Origin of the sequence: Streptomyces sp. 8N616 (assembly GCF_052246385.1) — a bacterium.
In the GTDB taxonomy this organism is placed as follows: domain Bacteria; phylum Actinomycetota; class Actinomycetes; order Streptomycetales; family Streptomycetaceae; genus Streptomyces.
Map to the genome: position 1 here is coordinate 102,922 of NZ_JBQQBY010000018.1, position 18,920 is coordinate 121,841.

Here is an 18,920-nt window from a genome sequence, read left to right on the forward strand (position 1 = left end):
CCCGCGTCCAGATGTCCAAGTGCAGATTTCCGTCTCGCCGTTGGCTCCCCAAGACTGGAGTGAACCGGTGATGCGGAGGGGGCATGGTCGTGAGCAGCAGCGCGCTGGAAGGGACCATCCGTGACGTGCTGGTCGGCCTCGCCGTGGTCGTGCCCGCGGCCTTCATCTGCGGCCGGATCGCCCAGCGGCTGCGGCAGCCGGCGGTGCTGGGGGAAATCGCCGCGGGCCTGATGCTGGGGCCCAGCCTGCTGGGTCTGTTCCCCGGGAATCCGACCGCGGTCCTGTTCCCGGACGAGGCCCGCCCCTTTCTTCAGTTGCTGGCCCAACTGGGCCTTGTTCTCTTTATGTTCGGGGTGGGGTATCACCTCGACGTCGCGCATCTGCGCGGCCGGGGACGTCAGGTGCTGTCGGTCTCGCTCAGCTCCGTCGCCCTGCCGTTCGCCCTGGGCACGGGCCTGGCCGTCGTGTTCGCGTCCTGGGGCCTCACCGGGCAGGAGGGGACCGGACTGCTCGGCCCGGCGCTGTTCTTGGGCGCGGCCATGTCCATCACGGCCTTTCCGGTGCTCGCCCGCATCCTGTCCGACCACGGCCTGGCCCGGGAGCGCATCGGCACCATGGCGCTCGCCTGTGCCGCCCTGCAGGACCTGCTGGCGTGGGGCATTCTCGCCGTCGTGGTCGTGGTGGTGAACGCCACCGGCCCCTGGCCGCTCGCCCGGATGGCACTGCTGTCCGCCCTCTTCGTCCTCGGCATGCTGTACGTGGTCAGGCCTGGGCTGCGCTGGCTGCTGGCGCCCGAACGGCGCTGGAACCGGGACAGCACGCTGGTCCACGGGGTGGTCTTCAGCGGCCTGCTGCTGTCGGCCTGGGCCACCGACGTGATGGGGCTGCACACCGTGTTCGGCGCCTTCGTCTTCGGCGCCGTCGTACCGCGCCGGCAGATCGACGCCTGCGCTCCGGAAGTGCCCGCCCGCATCGAGCAGTCGAGCCTGCTGCTGCTCCCGGTCTTCTTCACCGTCACCGGGCTGTCGGTCGACTTCCAGGGCCTCGGCGGACAGGGCCTGGTCATGCTGCTCGCCGTGCTCGTCGTGGCCTGCGCGGGCAAGTTCGTCGGTGCCGCGGCCGCCGCCCGGCTCACCGGGGCCACCCCCCGGCTGTCCATCACCCTCGGTGTGCTGCTGAACGCGCGCGGGCTCACCGAACTGGTCCTGCTCAACGTGGGCCTCGGCCTCGGCGTCATCGACGGCCGCCTCTTCACTGTGATGGTGGCCATGGCCGTGATCACCACGATGATGACCGGCCCGCTGCTGCAGCGCCTGTGGCCGGCGCCCCGGTCGCGCACCGTCGGCCGCGGTGGCGAGCACGGGGGCGCCGGCGACGCGGCGGCCTCAGCGGAAGATGCCGGTGTGACCCAGTGAGTACCGGAACCGCATCGGCTCAGCTGCCCAGGTACTCGTGCACGAGACGAACGGCCGTGGCTCCCTCGCCCACCGCCGAGGCGACGCGTTTGATCGAGCCCTTCCGTACGTCTCCCGCGGCGAACACGCCGGGCATGCTCGTCTCCAGCGGGAGGGGGGCACGACCATGGTGCCCGTGCGCTGCGGACTCCTCGCGAATCTCGCGCCCCGTCAGAAGGTAACCCTGATCATCGCGCGCGATGCTCTCCGGGAGCCATTGCGTGTGCGGTTCACCGCCGATCATGATGAACAGCGCAGTCGCCGGTACCCGCTCGACCGCGCGTGCCGTACGATCCGCAAGCGTCAGGTACTCGAGGCGCCCCTCGCCACCACCGTCGACCACCTCCGTCCGATAGCGGACGATGATGTTCGGCGTCGCCTCGACGGCACGTACAAGGTAGGCCGATGCGGACTTCGCAAGGCTGTCGCCCCGGACGACCAAGGTGACTGTGCGAGCGTGCCTGGCCAGATGCGTGGCGGCCTGCCCAGCCGAGTTTCCGGCGCCGACGACGAAGACGTCCTGGTCTTGCATGGCCCGGCTCTCGCTCACGGCCGCGCCGTAGAACACCCCGGAGCCGACGAGGGCCTCCAGCCGCGGCACACCGAGGCGTCGCCAGTCGATGCCGGTCGCAATCACGACCGCGGGTGCGCTGACGTCGGAGCCGTCCAGCAGGTGGACCACTCGGCGGTCACCGCGGCGTTCGAGCCCGACCGCTTGTTGCGCGAAGACGATGTGCGCGCCCATCAGCCACGCTTGCTCGCAGGTCTGCCCCATGAGGTCGCCGCCGGCGATGCCATGGGGAAACCCGGGATAGTTCCTGATCAGCGGGCTCGTCCCGGCCTGCCCACCGGAGACGGCTCGTTCGAGCAGCACCGTGTCGAGCCCTTCGGACGCGGCGTACACGGCCGCCGTCAGGCCGGCCGGTCCGGCACCGACGATGGCGACGTCGCAGACGTCCACGTCGTTCGTGACGCTGACCCCGATCGCACGGGCGAGGTCGGGCAGGTTCGGATCGACGAACACGTGGCCGTCATGGCGAATCACCACCGGCAGCCGCGACGCGTCGAGCCCGGCCTCGCGCAGCAGACGCCGTCCGGCCTCCCGCTCCACCGGATAGAACCCGAACGGCATGCTGAAGCGCGTCATCACATCGCGCAGCTGCAGCACACGGCTGTCGCCCTCCTGGGCGATGATGCGGAACAGCTCGAAGTTCGGCTCCTGCTCCTTCGTCCACGACGAGAGGAACGTGCTCACGGTGCGGTACATCATCTCGTCGTCCGCCCATGGCCGCACAAGGTGATAGTCGGCGCGGCCGAGTGCGATCGCCTGGACCGCCGGACTCGTCGACGAGTAGTCGCGATCCACGAGCAGCACACGCTTGGCCTGCGGATACAGCTCATGTGTCCGTGTGAGCACGTCGACGGAGTCGTCGTCCACGAGCAGCAGTGCGACGGGTTCCTCGGCCCGCGCGAGTTCCTGCATCGCGGTGAGCGCCGCTTCCGGCGAGCCCGCGCCCTTCACCGCGAATGCCCTGCCGAACCGTCGCGTGAGGTCGGCGAGTAGCACACGAAACGAGCTCGGGTCGTGTTCCACCACGAAGATGACCGGCCACGTCACCTCTGCAAGCCTAATGGCGGCAGCCCGGTCATGCGCGGCGACCGCTGGCTGCCTACGCGAAGAAGAGGGAGCTCCCGGAGCCATGGCTCCGGGACCACTTTCGGACCACACGCTGTGCGTGCAGCGGAACGATGACAGTTCAGAGGAACGACACCGCGTGCAGCAAATCCCTCATCGTGGCCGGACACGACCACAGACCGGTGTGGCTGCCATTGCTCCGCGGGCACCCGCGCCGCAGGCCGATCACGCGCTGCGGCGTTCCAGGCGCGAAGTTCTCCCCTGTGGATCGTGCCGGTTCCGGCCACGACCGGGTGTCCTGCGCAGCATCGGCACGGCTCGCTGAACAAGCTGCTCAGGGCCGTCGCTTGACCATGGCAGACCATCCTCACCGTCGGCTTGGATCCCTCACATCATGGCCGCAAATTTTGGTCGACTGCCTCCGCCGATGCCGGGCACCCGCGCCGTAAGGCCCATCCAGGGAGACGTAAAGGCAGGCAGGTGAGCGCCATGGGCAAGAAGAGTGGTGCCGTGGCACATGTTCTGCTCGACCAGTACGGACGGACCTACGCGTCCGAGGCCGGTATCAAGCTGCGGGACAGCCCCGGTTCCCTTTACCAGATCCTCGTGCTCGCCCATCTGCTGTCCGCGCGGATCAAGGCAGACATTGCGGTGGCGGCGGCCCGTGCGCTCTTCGACGCGGGAATGCGGGACGCGCGACGGATGGCGGAGGCGAGCTGGCAGCAACGCGTCGACGCGCTCGGCGAGGGCGGCTACCGCCGCTACGACGAGCGCACCGCAACCCAGCTCGGCGATGCGGCCGAGCTGCTGAGGCGGGAGTACAGGGGCGATCTACGCCGACTTCGCCAGGCCGGAGACCCCAAGAAGCTGCTGCGGGACTTCCCGGGCATCGGGCCCTCAGGGGTCGACATCTTCCTCCGGGAGGTTCAGGGAATCTGGCCGGAGTTCGCGCCGTACATCGACAGCAAGGCGCTGCAGGGGGCGGAACGTGTCGGCCTGCCGAAAACCCCGAAGGCCCTGGCACGACTCGTGAAGGAGGACGACCTGCCCCGGCTGGCGGCCGGCCTGGTGCGGGTGGCCCTCGACAAGCGCGCCGCCGAGGAGGTGCGCGCAGCTGCGTGAAGAGGCAGCCGCGTCATCCTCGCCGAAGCACCTCGTGGAACATGCCGCCCGCCTCGGCGACGACATGGAAAGAAATGACCTCTCAGGGCGAAGCCGGATTACCGGGAGCCTTCCGCGTCGAGGCCAGCACGCCGACTTTGTCGATGCGGTGCTCGGGGTTGCCCCTGTCGTCGCGCCAGAAGTTTCCGGCCGCGTCGTCCTCCGGAGTCGCGCAGGTGGAGATTGTGATCATGGATTCCGTGGCACGCTCGCCCGGGGAACCAGGGACCGCCGCCCGCTGCTCGGTGAGGGAGCTCTCGGAGCGGAAGGAGGTCTTCCGAGTCTGGGTGATCTCGTATTCGTAGATCATGCCACCCGACGTGACGAGGACCGAGTCGCCCAGGTCGAGGGAGGGCAGGTTGTGCAGGGGCCCACCAGCGGAGAGGCGGTGGGCTGTCACGATGTAGTTGCCGATCTCGCCGGGGCCGACACCGCCACGGTCCCCGTACGGGCTGGCGGCCACGCCGCGGTTCTGGATTCGCGTACCCGGCCAGTCGTCAGTCGTGCCCTCGTACGGCACGACGTGCAGGTCCTGGAGGCCGATCGACGGGATCGTCAGCGAGGCGGTCTGGGTCCGCGTGCTGGTCTCGCGCGGAGTCGGCTTCGTCGAGGTCGTCTGCGGAGCCGGTGAGGGGCTGTTCGGCGAGGGGGTCGTGGGCCTCTCCGTGGGCGCAGTCGCGGTGGACGCTGAGCCCCGGGTGGCCATTCTTCCGGCTCCCTCGTCCCCACCACCGGAGAAGCAGCCGGCAAGTACGAGGGTGAGCGTGCCGGCGAGTGCGATCCACGCCGCGCGGGAAGGGGACATATTACTCCCCAGTAAATTGGAGGCATATCGATCTCGGGGGCGGTCGACGGTGAACGCCTCTCATGCGACAACAACAGGAACGGATCAGGTGTTCCTCCATCAAGCATGCCGTTGACCTGCGGGTATCCGCTGGGGCCCCCGACCTGCGGGCAGGTCCGTGCAGTGATGGCCCAAGCCGCCGCGTTGCGTCAGGCCGGTGACGGGAGGTCGCGGATCATGTCCGCGGCCTTTTCCGCGATCATGATCGTGGGGGCGTTGGTGTTGCCTCGTACCACGGTGGGCATGACCGAGGCGTCGGCCACCCGCAAACCGTGCACGCCGTGCACCCTGAGCCGGGAATCCACGACGGGGCCGATGGAACAGGTGCCCACCGGATGGTAGAGGGTCTGCAACTCGCGCCGGGCGTAGTCGAGCAGGCCGGTGTCGTCCGTGGAGCGGGGTACGCGGAAATCGGCTCGGCGATGCTTGCGCAGGCTGGGCTGGTCGGCGATGTGGAGCAGCACCCTGAGCGCCCGGATCATCGTGGCGCGATCGTCCTCGGTGGTCAGGTAGTTGTGCAGGATATGCGGCTTGGCGCTGGGCACAGCGGACCGCAGGGAGACTTTGCCCCGGCTCGTGGGGGCGAGCAGGACCGCGCCGAACATGAAGGCATGGTCGGTGACGGGGCTGATGCCTTCCTCATGGAACATCACCGGGGCGGCATGCACCTGGATGTCGGGGGCGTCCAACCCCTCGCGGGTGCGGTGAAATCCGCCGGCCTCGCCGACGTTCGAGGTGAGCGGGCCGCGGCCCTCGGTCTCCAGCAGGCGCACGTTGTCGGGTGTCTCGGCGGTCATCAACGACTCGGTGTCGGTCAGGTAGCACAGGCCGACATGCGGATGGTCCTGCAGGTTTTCCCCCACCGGGAGGTCGACGCGGGGCGTGATGCCGTGGGCCGCCAGTTCACCGGCCGCACCTATGCCTGACAGCATGAGCAGGTGCGGGGAGTTGTACGCACCGGCCGACAGCACCACTTCCCGTTCGGCGCGCAGTCGCAGCAGTTCGCCGTTCCCGTCCACCTCGACGCCGGTCGCGCGGTCGCCGTCGAGCAGGACACGGGTGCACCGGGTGCCGGTGAGCACCTCGAGGTTCGGCCGGGACAGGGCTGGCCGCAGATAGGCGACAGCCGTGCTGCAGCGCAGACCGTCACGCTGAGTGAGGTGGTAGTAGCCGACGCCGTCCTGTTCCGGACCGTTGAAGTCGGTGGTGTAGGGGTGGCCGGCCTCCTGGGCGGCCGCCACGTAGGCGGCCATCAACGGATGCCGGGAACGGCCCTCGCTGACCGTGAGAGGTCCGCCGGTGGAGTGCCATGGTGACGGGGCGCCCGAGAAGTCCTCGGCACGCAGGAAGTACGGCAGGACGTCCTGCCAGCTCCACCCGTCGGCGCCGGCCGCTGCCCAGGCGTCGTAGTCACGGCGGTTGCCGCGTATGTAGATCATCGCGTTCATCGATGATGAGCCGCCGAGCATCCGGCCCCGGGGCAGATAGCGGCGGCGGCCGTCCAGCCCTGGTTCGCAGTCGCTGAGGTAACTCCAGTCGTACTTCGTCTGGAAGAGCTTGCTGAACGCGGCCGGAACGTGGATTTCCTGCGCATCGTCCTCCGGCCCGGCCTCGATGAGCAGGACGCGCGTGCTCGCGTCCTCGGTGAGTCGGGCCGCCAGCACGCACCCCGCCGACCCGGCACCCACGATGATGTAGTCGTACACCCGTCCCCCCTCGACCGACCTGGCTACCTGGCCCCTTCACCTAAGCCGCATCGGTGGGCGGACCGCACCCCTGCTCTCGGCCATAATCAATCCGTTCCGCTCCGGCTCAATCGGACTCATGCAAGGAGATAACGGCCTCTACGAGGGTGTGGGGGCTTTCCCAGTTGAGCATGTGCCCGGCGTCCGGCACGGTGATCAGCCGCGCACCCGGTATCCCTGCGGCCAGGCGCCGGGAGTGACTACGCGGTGTGGTGCGGTCGGCCGAGCCGACCATGACGACAGTGGGAACCGTGATGTCCTTCAACCGCGGGTAGCGGTCCTCGCGGGCGAAGCCCCGCACGACCGGCAGGAGGGGCGGATGGTCCTGACGCAGGAACACGTCGAGGAACACCTCGATCATCGCCGGCGAGGGGCGTTTGCCGCACTGAACGGACCCGAAGAGTATTCCGCCGGTGCGGGTACGTGCCAACCGCTGGAGTATGCCGGCCTTCAGCAAGGGGATCTGCAGCCGGTTGTGCGGCGCTCCGTCGTAGATTCGGCCCGCCCATGTTGCGAACAGCACCAGACCGCGGAGGCGAGAGGCGGCGTCGGGGTGGTCAAGCAGTGCCCGGATGGCGAGAAACCCGCCCATGGAGTGCCCCACCAGGACCCCGCCCCGTACGTCGAAGTGCTCCAATACCGCCACGTAGTCCTGCGCCATGGGGCCCGAGCCGGCGCCGTCCGAGCCGAGCGTCGAACGCTCATGACCGCGCTGGTCGAAGGCGATGACACGGTGGCCGCGCGCCACTAAGGCGTCCTGCACCAGATTCCACTCCAGGAGCGAGGCGCCGTAACCGTGCGCCAGCACCACCGGGGGTCCCTCACCCGCGACGATGGCGCGCAGGACCGTTCCGTCCGGGCGAGACAGGAACACCTCCTCGCCCTCGGGCTCCCGGCGGAGCCGCGCGTAAGGAACGGGATCGGGGTGACGCTCAATCCTGGCGGCCGCTGCGCGCGCCGCGATTGCACCCACGACCGCCGCAGTGGCTCCCCACACCAGCCGCATACCCAACGAAATCCCCTCCTCCACGACGACCGGCTCGACACCGGCCATCGTCGCTGCCCACCACTCGAGCCCCTGGACGGCTGCCACCGCTGCGGGCGTGATCGACATCGCATGATTTCATGCGCACGACCGACTGAGGGGAGCCTTCGGCTCTTACCGGACACCACCGGGTGCTCCCCCTGTGAGCTGGACCACCCGGGCGCCGACTTTGCGCCACACAGCGCTAGCGTCGCCGAGGAGGCGGTGTTCGTACCGTGCACGCAGAAGGGATCGGGCATGTTCCGCAAGGTGCTGGTCGCCAACCGTGGTGAGATCGCCATTCGCGCGTTCCGCGCCGGCTATGAGCTGGGCGCGAGAACCGTCGCGGTGTTCCCGCATGAAGATCGCAACTCGTTGCACCGGCTGAAGGCCGACGAGGCGTACGAGATCGGTGAACCAGGGCACCCGGTGCGCGCCTACCTCTCTGTGGAGGAGATCGTCCGCGCGGCGCGCATGGCCGGTGCGGACGCGGTCTACCCCGGGTACGGCTTCCTGTCCGAGAACCCCGACCTTGCGCGCGCGTGCGAGGAGGCGGACATCACGTTCGTCGGCCCGAGCGCGGAGACCCTCGAGCTCACCGGAAACAAGGCTCGCGCGGTGGCGGCCGCCCGCGCGGCCGGCGTACCGGTGCTCGGTTCCTCGCAGCCCTCCACCGACGTCGACGAGCTGGTCCGGGCCGCGGAGGAGATCGGCTTCCCCGTCTTCGTCAAGGCCGTCGCCGGTGGTGGCGGCCGCGGCATGCGGCGGGTGGAGGACCCCAGGATGTTGCGCGAGTCCATCGAGGCGGCGGCGCGTGAGGCCGAGTCCGCGTTCGGTGACCCGACAGTCTTCCTGGAGAAGGCCGTCGTCGACCCCCGGCACATCGAGGTGCAGATCCTCGCCGACGCCGAGGGCAACGTCCTCCACCTGTTCGAGCGTGACTGCTCGGTGCAGCGGCGCCATCAGAAGGTGATCGAGCTCGCGCCCGCGCCCAACCTCGACCCGGAGCTGCGCGAGCGGATCTGCAACGACGCCGTGAAGTTCGCCCGGCACATCGGTTACCGCAACGCGGGCACGGTGGAGTTCCTGCTCGATCGGGACGGCCGGCACGTGTTCATCGAAATGAACCCACGCATCCAGGTCGAACATACGGTGACCGAGGAGGTCACCGACGTCGATCTCGTACAGGCCCAGCTGCGGATCGCCGGTGGTGAGACACTTGCTCAGCTCGGGCTGACGCAGGACACCGTCTACCTGCGCGGTGCCGCGCTGCAGTGCCGGATCACCACCGAGGACCCGGCCAACGGGTTCCGCCCGGACATCGGCAAGATCAGCGCCTACCGCTCGCCGGGCGGCTCGGGTATCCGCCTCGACGGCGGCACCGCCCACGCCGGGACGGAGATCAGCGCACACTTCGACTCGATGCTGGTCAAGCTGACCTGCCGGGGCCGGGACTTCACCACCGCGATCGGCCGCGCCCGGCGCGCGGTGGCCGAGTTCCGGATCCGCGGCGTATCGACGAACATCCCGTTTCTGCAGGCTGTGCTGGACGATCCGGAATTCCGGGCCGGGAAGGTCACCACGTCGTTCATCGAGCAACGGCCGCACCTGCTGACTGCACGGCACTCCGCCGACCGCGGCACGAAGCTGCTCACCTACCTCGCCGATGTCACGGTGAACAAGCCCCATGGCGAGCGGCCCCAGTTGATTGATCCGGCCACCAAGCTGCCGCGGCTTCCCGGCGCCGAGCCGCCCGCCGGCTCCAAGCAGAAGCTCACCGAGCTCGGTCCGGACGGATTCGCGCGGTGGCTGCGCCAGTCGCCGACGATCGGCGTCACCGACACCACCTTCCGGGACGCGCATCAGTCGCTGCTCGCCACCCGGGTCCGGACGAAGGACCTGCTCGCGGTGGCCCCGGTGGTGGCGCAGACCGTGCCGCAGCTGTTGTCGCTGGAATCCTGGGGCGGCGCCACGTACGACGTCGCGCTGCGCTTCCTTGCCGAGGATCCCTGGGAGCGCCTCGCCGCGCTGCGCGAAGCGGTGCCGAACATCTGCCTGCAGATGCTGCTGCGCGGCCGCAACACCGTGGGCTACACGCCCTACCCGACCGAGGTGACAGGCGCCTTCGTACAGGAGGCCACCGCCACCGGCATCGACATCTTCCGGATCTTCGACGCGCTCAACGACGTAGAGCAGATGCGGCCCGCCATCGAGGCCGTGCGGGAGACCGGATCCGCGATCGCCGAGGTCGCGCTGTGCTACACCTCCGACCTGTCGGACCCGTCGGAGACGCTCTACACCCTGGACTACTACCTCGGGCTGGCCGAGGAGATCGTGTCCGCGGGCGCACACGTGCTGGCGATCAAGGACATGGCAGGGCTGCTGCGCGCCCCGGCCGCGGCGAAGCTCGTATCCGCGCTGCGCAGGGAATTCGACCTGCCGGTGCACATCCACACCCACGACACCGCGGGCGGCCAGCTCGCCACCTATCTCGCGGCCATCCAGGCCGGTGCGGACGCCGTGGACGGCGCTGTGGCCTCCATGGCGGGCACCACCTCGCAGCCGTCGCTGTCAGCGATCGTGGCCGCCACCGACCACTCCGACCGGCCGACCGGGCTGGACCTCCAGGCGGTCGGTGATCTGGAGCCGTACTGGGAGAGCGTGCGCAAGATCTATGCGCCGTTCGAGGCGGGCCTCGCCTCGCCGACCGGGCGCGTGTACCACCACGAGATCCCCGGCGGGCAGCTCTCCAATCTGCGCACGCAGGCCATCGCACTCGGCCTCGGTGACCGCTTCGAGGAGATCGAGGCGATGTACGCCGCCGCCGACAAGATCCTCGGCCACCTGGTGAAGGTCACGCCGTCGTCGAAGGTGGTCGGCGACCTCGCGCTGCACCTGGTCGGGGCGGGGGTGTCGCCGGAGGACTTCGAGAGCGAGCCGAACAAGTTCGATCTTCCCGACTCGGTCATCGGGTTCCTGCGCGGTGAGCTGGGCAGCCCGCCGGGCGGATGGCCGGAGCCGTTCCGCAGCAAGGCGCTGGAAGGCCGGGCCGACGCCAAGCCGACGCAGGAGCTGTCCGCCGAGGACCGTGAAGGGCTGGACAAGGACCGGCGGGCGACGCTGAACCGGCTGCTCTTCCCCGGGCCGACGAAGGACTTCGAGACGCACCGTCAGGCCTACGGCGACACCAGCGTGCTGGAGAGCAAGGACTTCTTCTACGGGCTGCGCCCGGGGAAGGAGTACGCGGTGGACCTTGAGCCCGGCGTCCGGCTGCTCATCGAGCTGGAAGCCATTGGCGAGGCCGACGTACGTGGCATTCGCACCGTGATGTCCACGTTGAACGGTCAACTGCGGCCGATCCAGGTGCGGGACACCTCGGTGGCGTCCGATGTGCCGGCGACGGAGAAGGCCGACAAGGCCAACTCCGGTCATGTCGCTGCGCCGTTCGCCGGCGTGGTGACGCTGGCCGTCGCCGAGGGCGACACGGTTGAGGCCGGTGCCACCGTGGCCACCATTGAGGCGATGAAGATGGAAGCCACCATCACGGCCCCGAAGGGCGGAAGCGTGACACGGGTTGCCATCAATGCGATCCAGCAGGTGGAAGGCGGCGACCTCATCGTCGAGCTCGCCTAGAGTCCGGGGCGACCACGCCAGTCGGTGGGTGGTCCAGGAGGCGCGTTATGCGCGAGCGTCATCGCGTGCCGTCCTGGACACCACCGGTGGCCGCCTGTGGCAAAATCAGAAACCACGGGCATAGCCGAAGAAAACCTGCCTGGGACGACCGGAGATCGCTGGTGAATTGGCCGGCCGTGGGCAGCGGTCGGCTTCTCCGCATTGCATTCAACCGCCTCGGACGGGGCGGTCATCGCCATGACGGATTCGGTGGAATCGTCGGCGAATACACCGGTGGCAGCGTGTCCAACAGAGCGTCATCCCCGCTGAACAGCGACGTGCGCGGCGGCTCGGGCCGCTCCGATCGATGCCCGCCCTCACGGAAAACAGGTCACGTGGCGAGGCTTGCAGGAGCCAGCAGTGTAAACATGGCGTTACGGCGATCGCACCGCCGCCGTTGCCATCACGTGCGCATGCTCAGATTCGTAGCGCGCGGTCTTGTAGGGCATTAACACGCCACCTACGGTAAGTCTGCGGCTCCCAGAGCGTATGCCCATTCAAGAATACAGGAGAGGTGGACTTGTGTCCGAATCCTCGAATGGTATCCCCAGCGTACAAGGGACCAAGTCGGCCACCGATTTCGAAGATTCTCTACTCCGCATCGGGAAGCATTTTCAGCGTGGCGAGACCTCGGGTGACCTCCGGACGGTGCACAAGATCGGCGGCAGGTCCGCGGACGTGTTCTACCGGGACCGCTGGGCCTACGACAAGGTCGTGCGGTCGACCCATGGGGTGAACTGCACCGGTTCCTGCTCGTGGAAGGTCTACGTCAAGGACGGGATCATCACCTGGGAGGCGCAGCAGACCGACTACCCGTCGATCGGCCCCGACAAGCCCGAGTACGAGCCCCGCGGTTGTCCGCGGGGCGCGTCGTTCTCCTGGTACACCTACTCACCCGCACGAGTCCGGTACCCCTATGTGCGCTCGACGCTGCTCGAGCTCTACCGCGAAGCCAAGCAGCGGCTCGAGGATCCGGTGCTGGCCTGGGCCGACATCGTCGAGGACCCGGAGAAGGCCCGCAGGTACAAGTCCGCACGCGGAAAAGGGGGGTTCGTGCGGGCGGAGTGGTGGGAGGCGGCCGAGATCGTCGCCGCCGCGCACGTGCACACGATCAAGCAGCACGGGCCGGACCGGATCGCAGGGTTCTCGCCCATACCCGCGATGTCGATGGTGAGTCACGCGGCGGGCGCTCGGTTCATCTCGCTGATCGGCGGCTCGATGCTGTCGTTCTACGACTGGTACGCCGACCTGCCGGTGGCCTCACCGCAGGTGTTCGGCGACCAGACCGACGTTCCGGAGTCCGCCGACTGGTTCGACGCGGGTTATTTGATCATGTGGGGTTCCAACGTCCCGGTGACCCGCACCCCCGACGCGCACTACATGACCGAGGCGCGCTACCGGGGCCAGAAGGTCGTGGTGGTCTCCCCGGACTACGCGGACAACACCAAGTTCGCCGACGAGTGGCTGCCTGCGCGGCCCGGCACCGACGCGGCGCTGGCCATGTCCATGGGGCATGTGATCCTCAAGGAGTTCTTCGTCGACAAGACGACACCGCGGTTCACCGACTATGTCAGGCGCTACACCGACCTGCCCTTCCTGGTCAGCCTCGCCGAACACGGTGACGGATACGTTCCCGGCAAGTTCCTCACCGCCGCCGACCTGGGCGAGACCGGCGAAGGCGCCGAGTTCAAGACGGTGCTGCTGGACGCGGGCGGCGACCCCGTGGTCCCCGGTGGATCGCTCGGTCACCGGTTCACCGATTCCGGGCAGGGCCAGTGGAATCTGGATCTCGGAGAGGTCGACCCCCTGTTGTCGCTGCACAGCGGCGACCCCGACAACGTGACCGTCAAGCTGCCCCGGTTCGACCGTATCGACGCCGCCGAGGCGGGCGTGCTGCACCGCGGCGTGCCCACGCGGATGGTCGGCGGGCACCGGGTGACCACGGTGTTCGACCTGCTGCTGGCCCAGTACGGCGTGCACCGGCCGGGGCTTCCCGGCGACTGGCCCGCCGACTACGACGACGCGTCACAGCCGTACACGCCCGCCTGGCAGGAGCCGATCACCGGTGTACCCGCGAAGGCCGCCGAGCGGATCGCCCGCGAGTTCGCCGACAACGCCGAGCGTTCCGGCGGCCGTTCGATGATCCTCATGGGGGCGGGCACCAACCACTGGTTCCACTCCGACCAGATCTACCGCTCGTTCCTGGCGCTCACGATGCTCACCGGCTGCCAGGGAGTCAACGGCGGTGGCTGGGCCCACTATGTCGGCCAGGAGAAGTGCCGGCCGATCACGGGGTGGGCGACGCTCGCCTTCGGACTGGACTGGCAGCGACCACCGCGCCAGATGCAGGGCACGGTGTACTGGTACCTGGCCACGGACCAGTGGCGCTACGACCCGTTCACCTCGCAGGCGATGGCATCGCCGCTGGCCACCGGGCGCTTCGCGGGACGGACGGCGGCGGACAACATCGCGCTGGCCAGCCGGCTGGGCTGGATGCCCAGTTACCCGACGTTCAACCGCAATCCGCTCGACCTGGCCGACGAAGCGGAGCGGCTGGGCAAGGACGGAGCGCAGCACGTCGTGGACGGCCTGAAGTCCGGACACCTGCGCTTCGCCTGCGAGGATCCGGACGCGCCGGAGAACCACCCTCGCGTGCTCACCGTATGGCGAGCCAACCTGCTCGGCTCCTCCGCCAAGGGCAACGAGTACTTCCTGCGCCATCTGCTCGGCACCGATTCCAACCTGCAGGCGACCGACCGCGAAGGAGTCCGCCCCGAGGAGGTCACCTGGCGGGAGGAGGCACCGGTCGGCAAGCTGGACCTGCTGCTGTCGCTGGACTTCCGGATGACCAGCACCACGTTGTTCTCCGATGTGGTGCTGCCCGCGGCCACCTGGTACGAGAAGCACGACCTGTCCAGCACGGACATGCACCCGTACGTGCACGCGTTCTCCCCGGCGATATCGCCACCGTGGGAGGCCAAGACCGATTTCGAGGCCTTCCACCGGATCGCGCGTGGCTTCTCCTGGCTCGCCGAGAAGCACCTCGGCACGCGCAAGGACATCGTCGCGGTACCGCTGACGCATGACACCGCCGACGCCACCGCGCAGCCGGGCGGCCGCGTGCTCGACTGGAAGGCGGGCGAGTGCGAGCCGATACCGGGCAGGACGATGCCCCGGCTGGTCGTGGTCGAACGGGACTACCCGGCTCTGGCCGAGAAGATGGCCGCGCTCGGCCCGCTGGTCGAAAAACTCGGCCTGACCACCAAGGGCGTGACGGTGCACCCGGACGCGGAGGTCGACCATCTCAAGGGCGTCAACGGTGTCGTCGCATCCGGAGTCGCCGCAGGCAGGCCGAAGCTGGCCAAGGACACCCATGCGGCCGAGGCCGTCCTGGCGCTGTCCGGCACCACCAACGGCAGGCTCGCCACCGAGGGCTTCCACGCCCTCGAGCGGCGTACCGGTACCAAGCTCGCCGACCTCGCTGCCGAGAACGAGGGCAAGCGGATCACCTTCGCCGACACCCAGTCCCGCCCGGTGCCGGTGATCACGTCACCGGAGTGGTCCGGCAGCGAGACCGGCGGCCGGCGCTACGCCCCGTTCACCATCAACACCGAACGGCTCAAGCCGTGGCACACCTTGACCGGCCGGCAGCACTTCTTCCTCGACCACGACTGGATGTTCGAACTCGGTGAGCAACTGCCCGTCTTCCGGCCGCCGCTGGACATGACCGCGCTGTTCGCCGAACCCGCCGTCGGCGCGACCGGCGAGGCCGGGGTGACCGTCCGATACCTCACTCCGCACTCGAAATGGTCGATCCACTCCGCGTACCAGGACAACCTCCACATGCTGACGCTGTCCCGGGGCGGGCAGGCGATCTGGATGTCCGATGTCGACGCGGCGAAGATCGGCGTCAAGGACAACGACTGGATCGAGGCGGTCAACCGCAACGGGGTCGTGGTCGCGCGGGCCATCGTGAGCCACCGGATGCCCGAGGGAACGGTGTTCATGTACCACGCCCAGGACCGTGCGGTCGACGTGCCGCGCACCGAGAAGACCGGCAAACGCGGCGGCATCCACAACGCCCTCACCCGCTTGATGATCAAGCCGTCGCACCTGATCGGCGGCTATGCCCAGCAGTCCTTCGCGATCAACTACCACGGCCCGACCGGCAATCAGCGCGATGAGGTCACGACGATCCGGCGGCGGGGCCAGGAGGTGCGGTACTGATGAGGGTCATGGCACAACTCGCCATGGTGATGAACCTGGACAAGTGCATCGGCTGCCACACCTGCAGCGTCACCTGCAAGCAGGCATGGACCAACCGCGGCGGTGTCGAGTACGTCTGGTTCAACAACGTGGAGACCCGGCCGGGTCAGGGCTATCCGCGCCAGTACGAGGACCAGGACAAGTGGCGCGGCGGCTGGGAGCTGTCCAAGCGCGGCAAGCTCCGGCTGCGCACCGGATCCCGGCTGAGGCGGCTGCTGAACATCTTCGCCAACCCGGACCTCCCGGCGGTATCCGACTACTACGAGCCGTGGACGTACGACTACGAGAACCTGCTGTCCGCGCCGCCGTCGGACACCACGCCGGTGGCCCGGCCCAAGTCGCTGATCACCGGCGAGGACACCAAAGTCACCTGGGGAGCCAACTGGGACGACGACCTGGGCGGCGGTCCGGAGCAGATCGGCCGGGATCCGCTGCTGACCAAGGTGTCCGAGCAGGTGAAGCTCGAGTTCGAGCAGACGTTCATGTTCTACCTGCCGCGGATCTGCGAGCACTGTCTCAACCCGTCCTGCGCGGCGTCCTGCCCGTCCGGCGCCATCTACAAGCGCAGTGAGGACGGCATCGTCCTGGTCGACCAGGACCGCTGCCGCGGCTGGCGCCAGTGCGTCACCGGCTGCCCGTACAAGAAGATCTACTTCAACCACAAGACCGGCAAGGCCGAGAAGTGCACGTTCTGCTATCCGCGCGTCGAGGTCGGCATCCCGACCGTCTGCTCGGAGACCTGCGTCGGGCGGCTGCGCTACATCGGCGTAGTGCTCTACGACGCCGACGCGGTGCTGGAAGCGGCCTCGGTCGAGGACGACAAGGACCTCTACCCGGCCCAGTTGGGCGTGTTCCTCAACCCGCACGACCCGCGGGTGATCGCCGAGGCCGAGCGGGCGGGCATCTCCAGCGAGTGGATCGAGGCGGCGCAGAACTCACCCGTCTACCGGTTGATCGTCGACTATCAGGTCGCGCTCCCGCTGCACCCGGAGTACCGCACGATGCCGATGGTCTGGTACGTGCCGCCGCTGTCGCCCGTGGTGGACGTGCTCGCCGGGACCGGACACGACGGCGAGGACGCGAGCAACCTCTTCGGCGCGATCGACGCGCTGCGCATCCCGGTGGAGTACCTGGCGGAGCTGTTCACCGCGGGCGACGTCGGGCCGGTCCGTGCCTCGCTGCAGCGACTTGCCGCGATGCGTTCGCACATGCGCCGGATCAACCTCGGCGAGCCGAGCACTCCGGAGACCGCCGAGTCGGTGCGGCTCACGCCGGATGAGGTCGAGGCCATGTACCGGCTGCTGGCCATCGCCAAGTACGAGGAGCGGTACGTGATCCCGAGCGGTGCGGGGGCGGACGCGCACCGGCTGGACGCGATCGCCACGGGGTGCAGTCTGGACGGCGACGGCGGGCCGGGCATGACCGCGTTCGACGCGATGGCGGAGAAGTTCCACCTCACGGACACCCCCACGGACACCAACGGCGCGGCGCCCGAGGACAAGGGGACTCGCATCAACCTGCTGAACTGGGACGGCAAGCGCACCGACGGCCTGTTCCCCGCCCCCCATCAGGAACCGAACGGCTCCGGCCCTCACGACGCCGAGCAGGCGCCGGCGGCGGAGGGCGCCCGATGAGCCCGCTCCGGCTGGGCAAGCGAGGGCCCGGGACCACGTCGGCCGAGCACCTGTCCGAACAGCAGCGGCGGATCGTCTGGCGGCTCGCAGCGCTGCTGCTGGACTATCCGACCGGGCAGACGCTGAACCTGCTGGAGGAGATGGCGGCGGCGGCCGGTTCCGTGCCCGCGCCGGCGGGACCCGCCTTGGTCTCGTTCGTGGACGACGCTCGCCGGATGTCACCGATGGACCTGGCCGCACACTATGTGGAGACCTTCGACCTGCGCCGTCGCAGCTGCCTGCATCTGACCTACTACGCCTACGGGGACACTCGTAAGCGTGGCATGGCACTGTTGCGGTTCAAGCACGCCTACAAGGCGGCCGGCGTCACGCTGGGCGACCACGAACTCCCGGACCATCTCGCCGTGGTGCTGGAGTTCGCCGCGACCGTCGACCCCGCATCAGGACGACGCCTGCTCGTCGAGTACCGACCCGTCGTGGAACTGCTCCGGTTGTCCCTGGTGGAGGGCGGGTCGCCGTATACGCATGTGCTCGACGCGGTGTCCGCGACCCTGCCCGACCTTGGCACGGCCGACCGGCGACGGATCGCCGAACTGGCCGCACAGGGCCCGCCCGAGGAAGAGGTCGGTCTGGAGCCGTTCGCGATGGATCCGTTGGCGATGGAGCCGACGACGCAGCCCGGGATCGGAGGACGCCGGTGATCACCTTGCTGTGGCTCGCCGCACCGTACGTGGCACTCACCTCCTTCGTGCTCGGGCATGTCTGGCGCTACCGGCACGATCAGTTCGGCTGGACCACGCGGTCCTCGCAGCTCTACGAGAGCAGGCTGCTGCAGCTGGGCAGCCCGCTGTTCCACTTCGGGCTGCTGGCGGTGATCGGCGGGCACGTGCTCGGCATCCTGATCCCGGCGAGCTGGACCGAGTTCGCCGGCGTCTCGGAGGGGGCGTACCACGTGCTCTCGGTGTCGGCCGGCACGCTGTCCGGGCTGGCCACGGTCGCGGGCCTGGCGATTCTGCTCTACCGCCGAATCACCGTGCCCGCCGTGCGCAAGGCCACCACGACCAACGACAAGGTCATGTATGCGCTGCTGACCGCCGCCATCGCGACCGGGATGCTGAACACGGTCGGCAGCAACCTCATCGGTGGCGGCTACGACTATCGCGCCACCGTCTCACCGTGGTTCCGCAGCCTGTTCTCGCTGAACCCGCAGCCGCACCTGATGGAGGGCATTCCGGTCAGCTTCCAGGTGCACAACCTCGTGGTGCTCGGCCTGCTGGCGATCTGGCCGTACACACGCCTGGTGCACGTGTTCAGCGCACCGCTGGGCTACCTGGTCCGGCCGTACGTGGTGTACCGCAGCCGAGACCCGAAGGGCCCGGACGCCCGCCGTTATGCACGCGCGTGGGAGACGCCGACGGCCCCACCCACCCGGCGCTGACCCGCTGGATGAGAGAGAACCGACAACATGGTCCGGGGCCAATGCC

At 68.7% G+C, this 18,920-nt stretch carries 11 protein-coding genes; 7 read left to right on the plus strand and 4 right to left on the minus strand.

Annotated elements, in window-relative coordinates; translation table 11 throughout:
- The first annotated feature begins 83 nt into the window (after positions 1-83).
- Positions 84-1,415 carry a cation:proton antiporter gene (locus tag ACTWQC_RS18330; RefSeq protein WP_443316787.1) on the plus strand — a complete coding sequence of 444 codons (1,332 nt, stop codon included), beginning with the start codon at positions 84-86 and terminating at the stop codon, positions 1,413-1,415.
- A 19-nt stretch (positions 1,416-1,434) separates the two neighbouring features.
- Here ACTWQC_RS18330 and ACTWQC_RS18335 read toward each other — a convergent pair whose 3' ends face one another.
- Positions 1,435-3,072, minus strand: coding sequence for an FAD-dependent oxidoreductase (locus ACTWQC_RS18335; RefSeq protein ID WP_443316788.1), 1,638 nt, complete (start codon positions 3,070-3,072; stop codon positions 1,435-1,437).
- A 507-nt stretch (positions 3,073-3,579) separates the two neighbouring features.
- On the opposite strand from ACTWQC_RS18335, the gene ACTWQC_RS18340 reads away from it, so the two are divergent.
- The gene (locus ACTWQC_RS18340; RefSeq protein ID WP_443316789.1) at positions 3,580-4,212 is read left to right on the plus strand and encodes an endonuclease; all 633 of its coding nucleotides are present in this window, start codon (positions 3,580-3,582) and stop codon (positions 4,210-4,212) included.
- 82 nt (positions 4,213-4,294) lie between these two features.
- Here ACTWQC_RS18340 and ACTWQC_RS18345 read toward each other — a convergent pair whose 3' ends face one another.
- The 3 genes from ACTWQC_RS18345 to ACTWQC_RS18355 all read right to left on the minus strand — a co-directional run bounded on the left by ACTWQC_RS18345 (position 4,295) and on the right by ACTWQC_RS18355 (position 7,954).
- Entirely contained in the window at positions 4,295-5,056 is a 762-nt protein-coding gene (locus tag ACTWQC_RS18345) for a class E sortase (protein ID WP_443316790.1), read from the minus strand.
- A 188-nt stretch (positions 5,057-5,244) separates the two neighbouring features.
- The gene (locus tag ACTWQC_RS18350) at positions 5,245-6,801 is read right to left on the minus strand and encodes a GMC family oxidoreductase (RefSeq protein WP_443316791.1); all 1,557 of its coding nucleotides are present in this window, start codon (positions 6,799-6,801) and stop codon (positions 5,245-5,247) included.
- Between the two features lie 106 nt (positions 6,802-6,907).
- Positions 6,908-7,954, minus strand: a complete 1,047-nt coding sequence (locus tag ACTWQC_RS18355) for an alpha/beta fold hydrolase (RefSeq protein WP_443316792.1) — start codon at positions 7,952-7,954, stop codon at positions 6,908-6,910.
- A 168-nt stretch (positions 7,955-8,122) separates the two neighbouring features.
- On the opposite strand from ACTWQC_RS18355, the gene ACTWQC_RS18360 reads away from it, so the two are divergent.
- The 5 genes from ACTWQC_RS18360 (at position 8,123) to narI (ending at position 18,874) form a co-directional block, all read left to right on the plus strand.
- The gene (locus tag ACTWQC_RS18360; RefSeq protein ID WP_443316793.1) at positions 8,123-11,497 is read left to right on the plus strand and encodes a pyruvate carboxylase; all 3,375 of its coding nucleotides are present in this window, start codon (positions 8,123-8,125) and stop codon (positions 11,495-11,497) included.
- Between the two features lie 528 nt (positions 11,498-12,025).
- Complete coding sequence (locus tag ACTWQC_RS18365; protein ID WP_443316794.1) at positions 12,026-15,763, plus strand: nitrate reductase subunit alpha; 3,738 nt, start codon at positions 12,026-12,028, stop codon at positions 15,761-15,763.
- Positions 15,763-17,436, plus strand: a complete 1,674-nt coding sequence (gene narH / locus ACTWQC_RS18370) for a nitrate reductase subunit beta (protein WP_443316795.1) — start codon at positions 15,763-15,765, stop codon at positions 17,434-17,436. The genes ACTWQC_RS18365 and narH overlap by 1 nt, the downstream gene beginning before the upstream one ends.
- The gene (gene narJ / locus ACTWQC_RS18375) at positions 17,433-18,137 is read left to right on the plus strand and encodes a nitrate reductase molybdenum cofactor assembly chaperone (protein ID WP_443316796.1); all 705 of its coding nucleotides are present in this window, start codon (positions 17,433-17,435) and stop codon (positions 18,135-18,137) included. Before narH ends, narJ begins: the two co-directional genes overlap by 4 nt.
- Positions 18,134-18,874 carry a respiratory nitrate reductase subunit gamma gene (gene narI, locus ACTWQC_RS18380; RefSeq protein WP_443316797.1) on the plus strand — a complete coding sequence of 247 codons (741 nt, stop codon included), beginning with the start codon at positions 18,134-18,136 and terminating at the stop codon, positions 18,872-18,874. Before narJ ends, narI begins: the two co-directional genes overlap by 4 nt.
- The last annotated feature ends 46 nt before the right edge of the window (positions 18,875-18,920 follow it).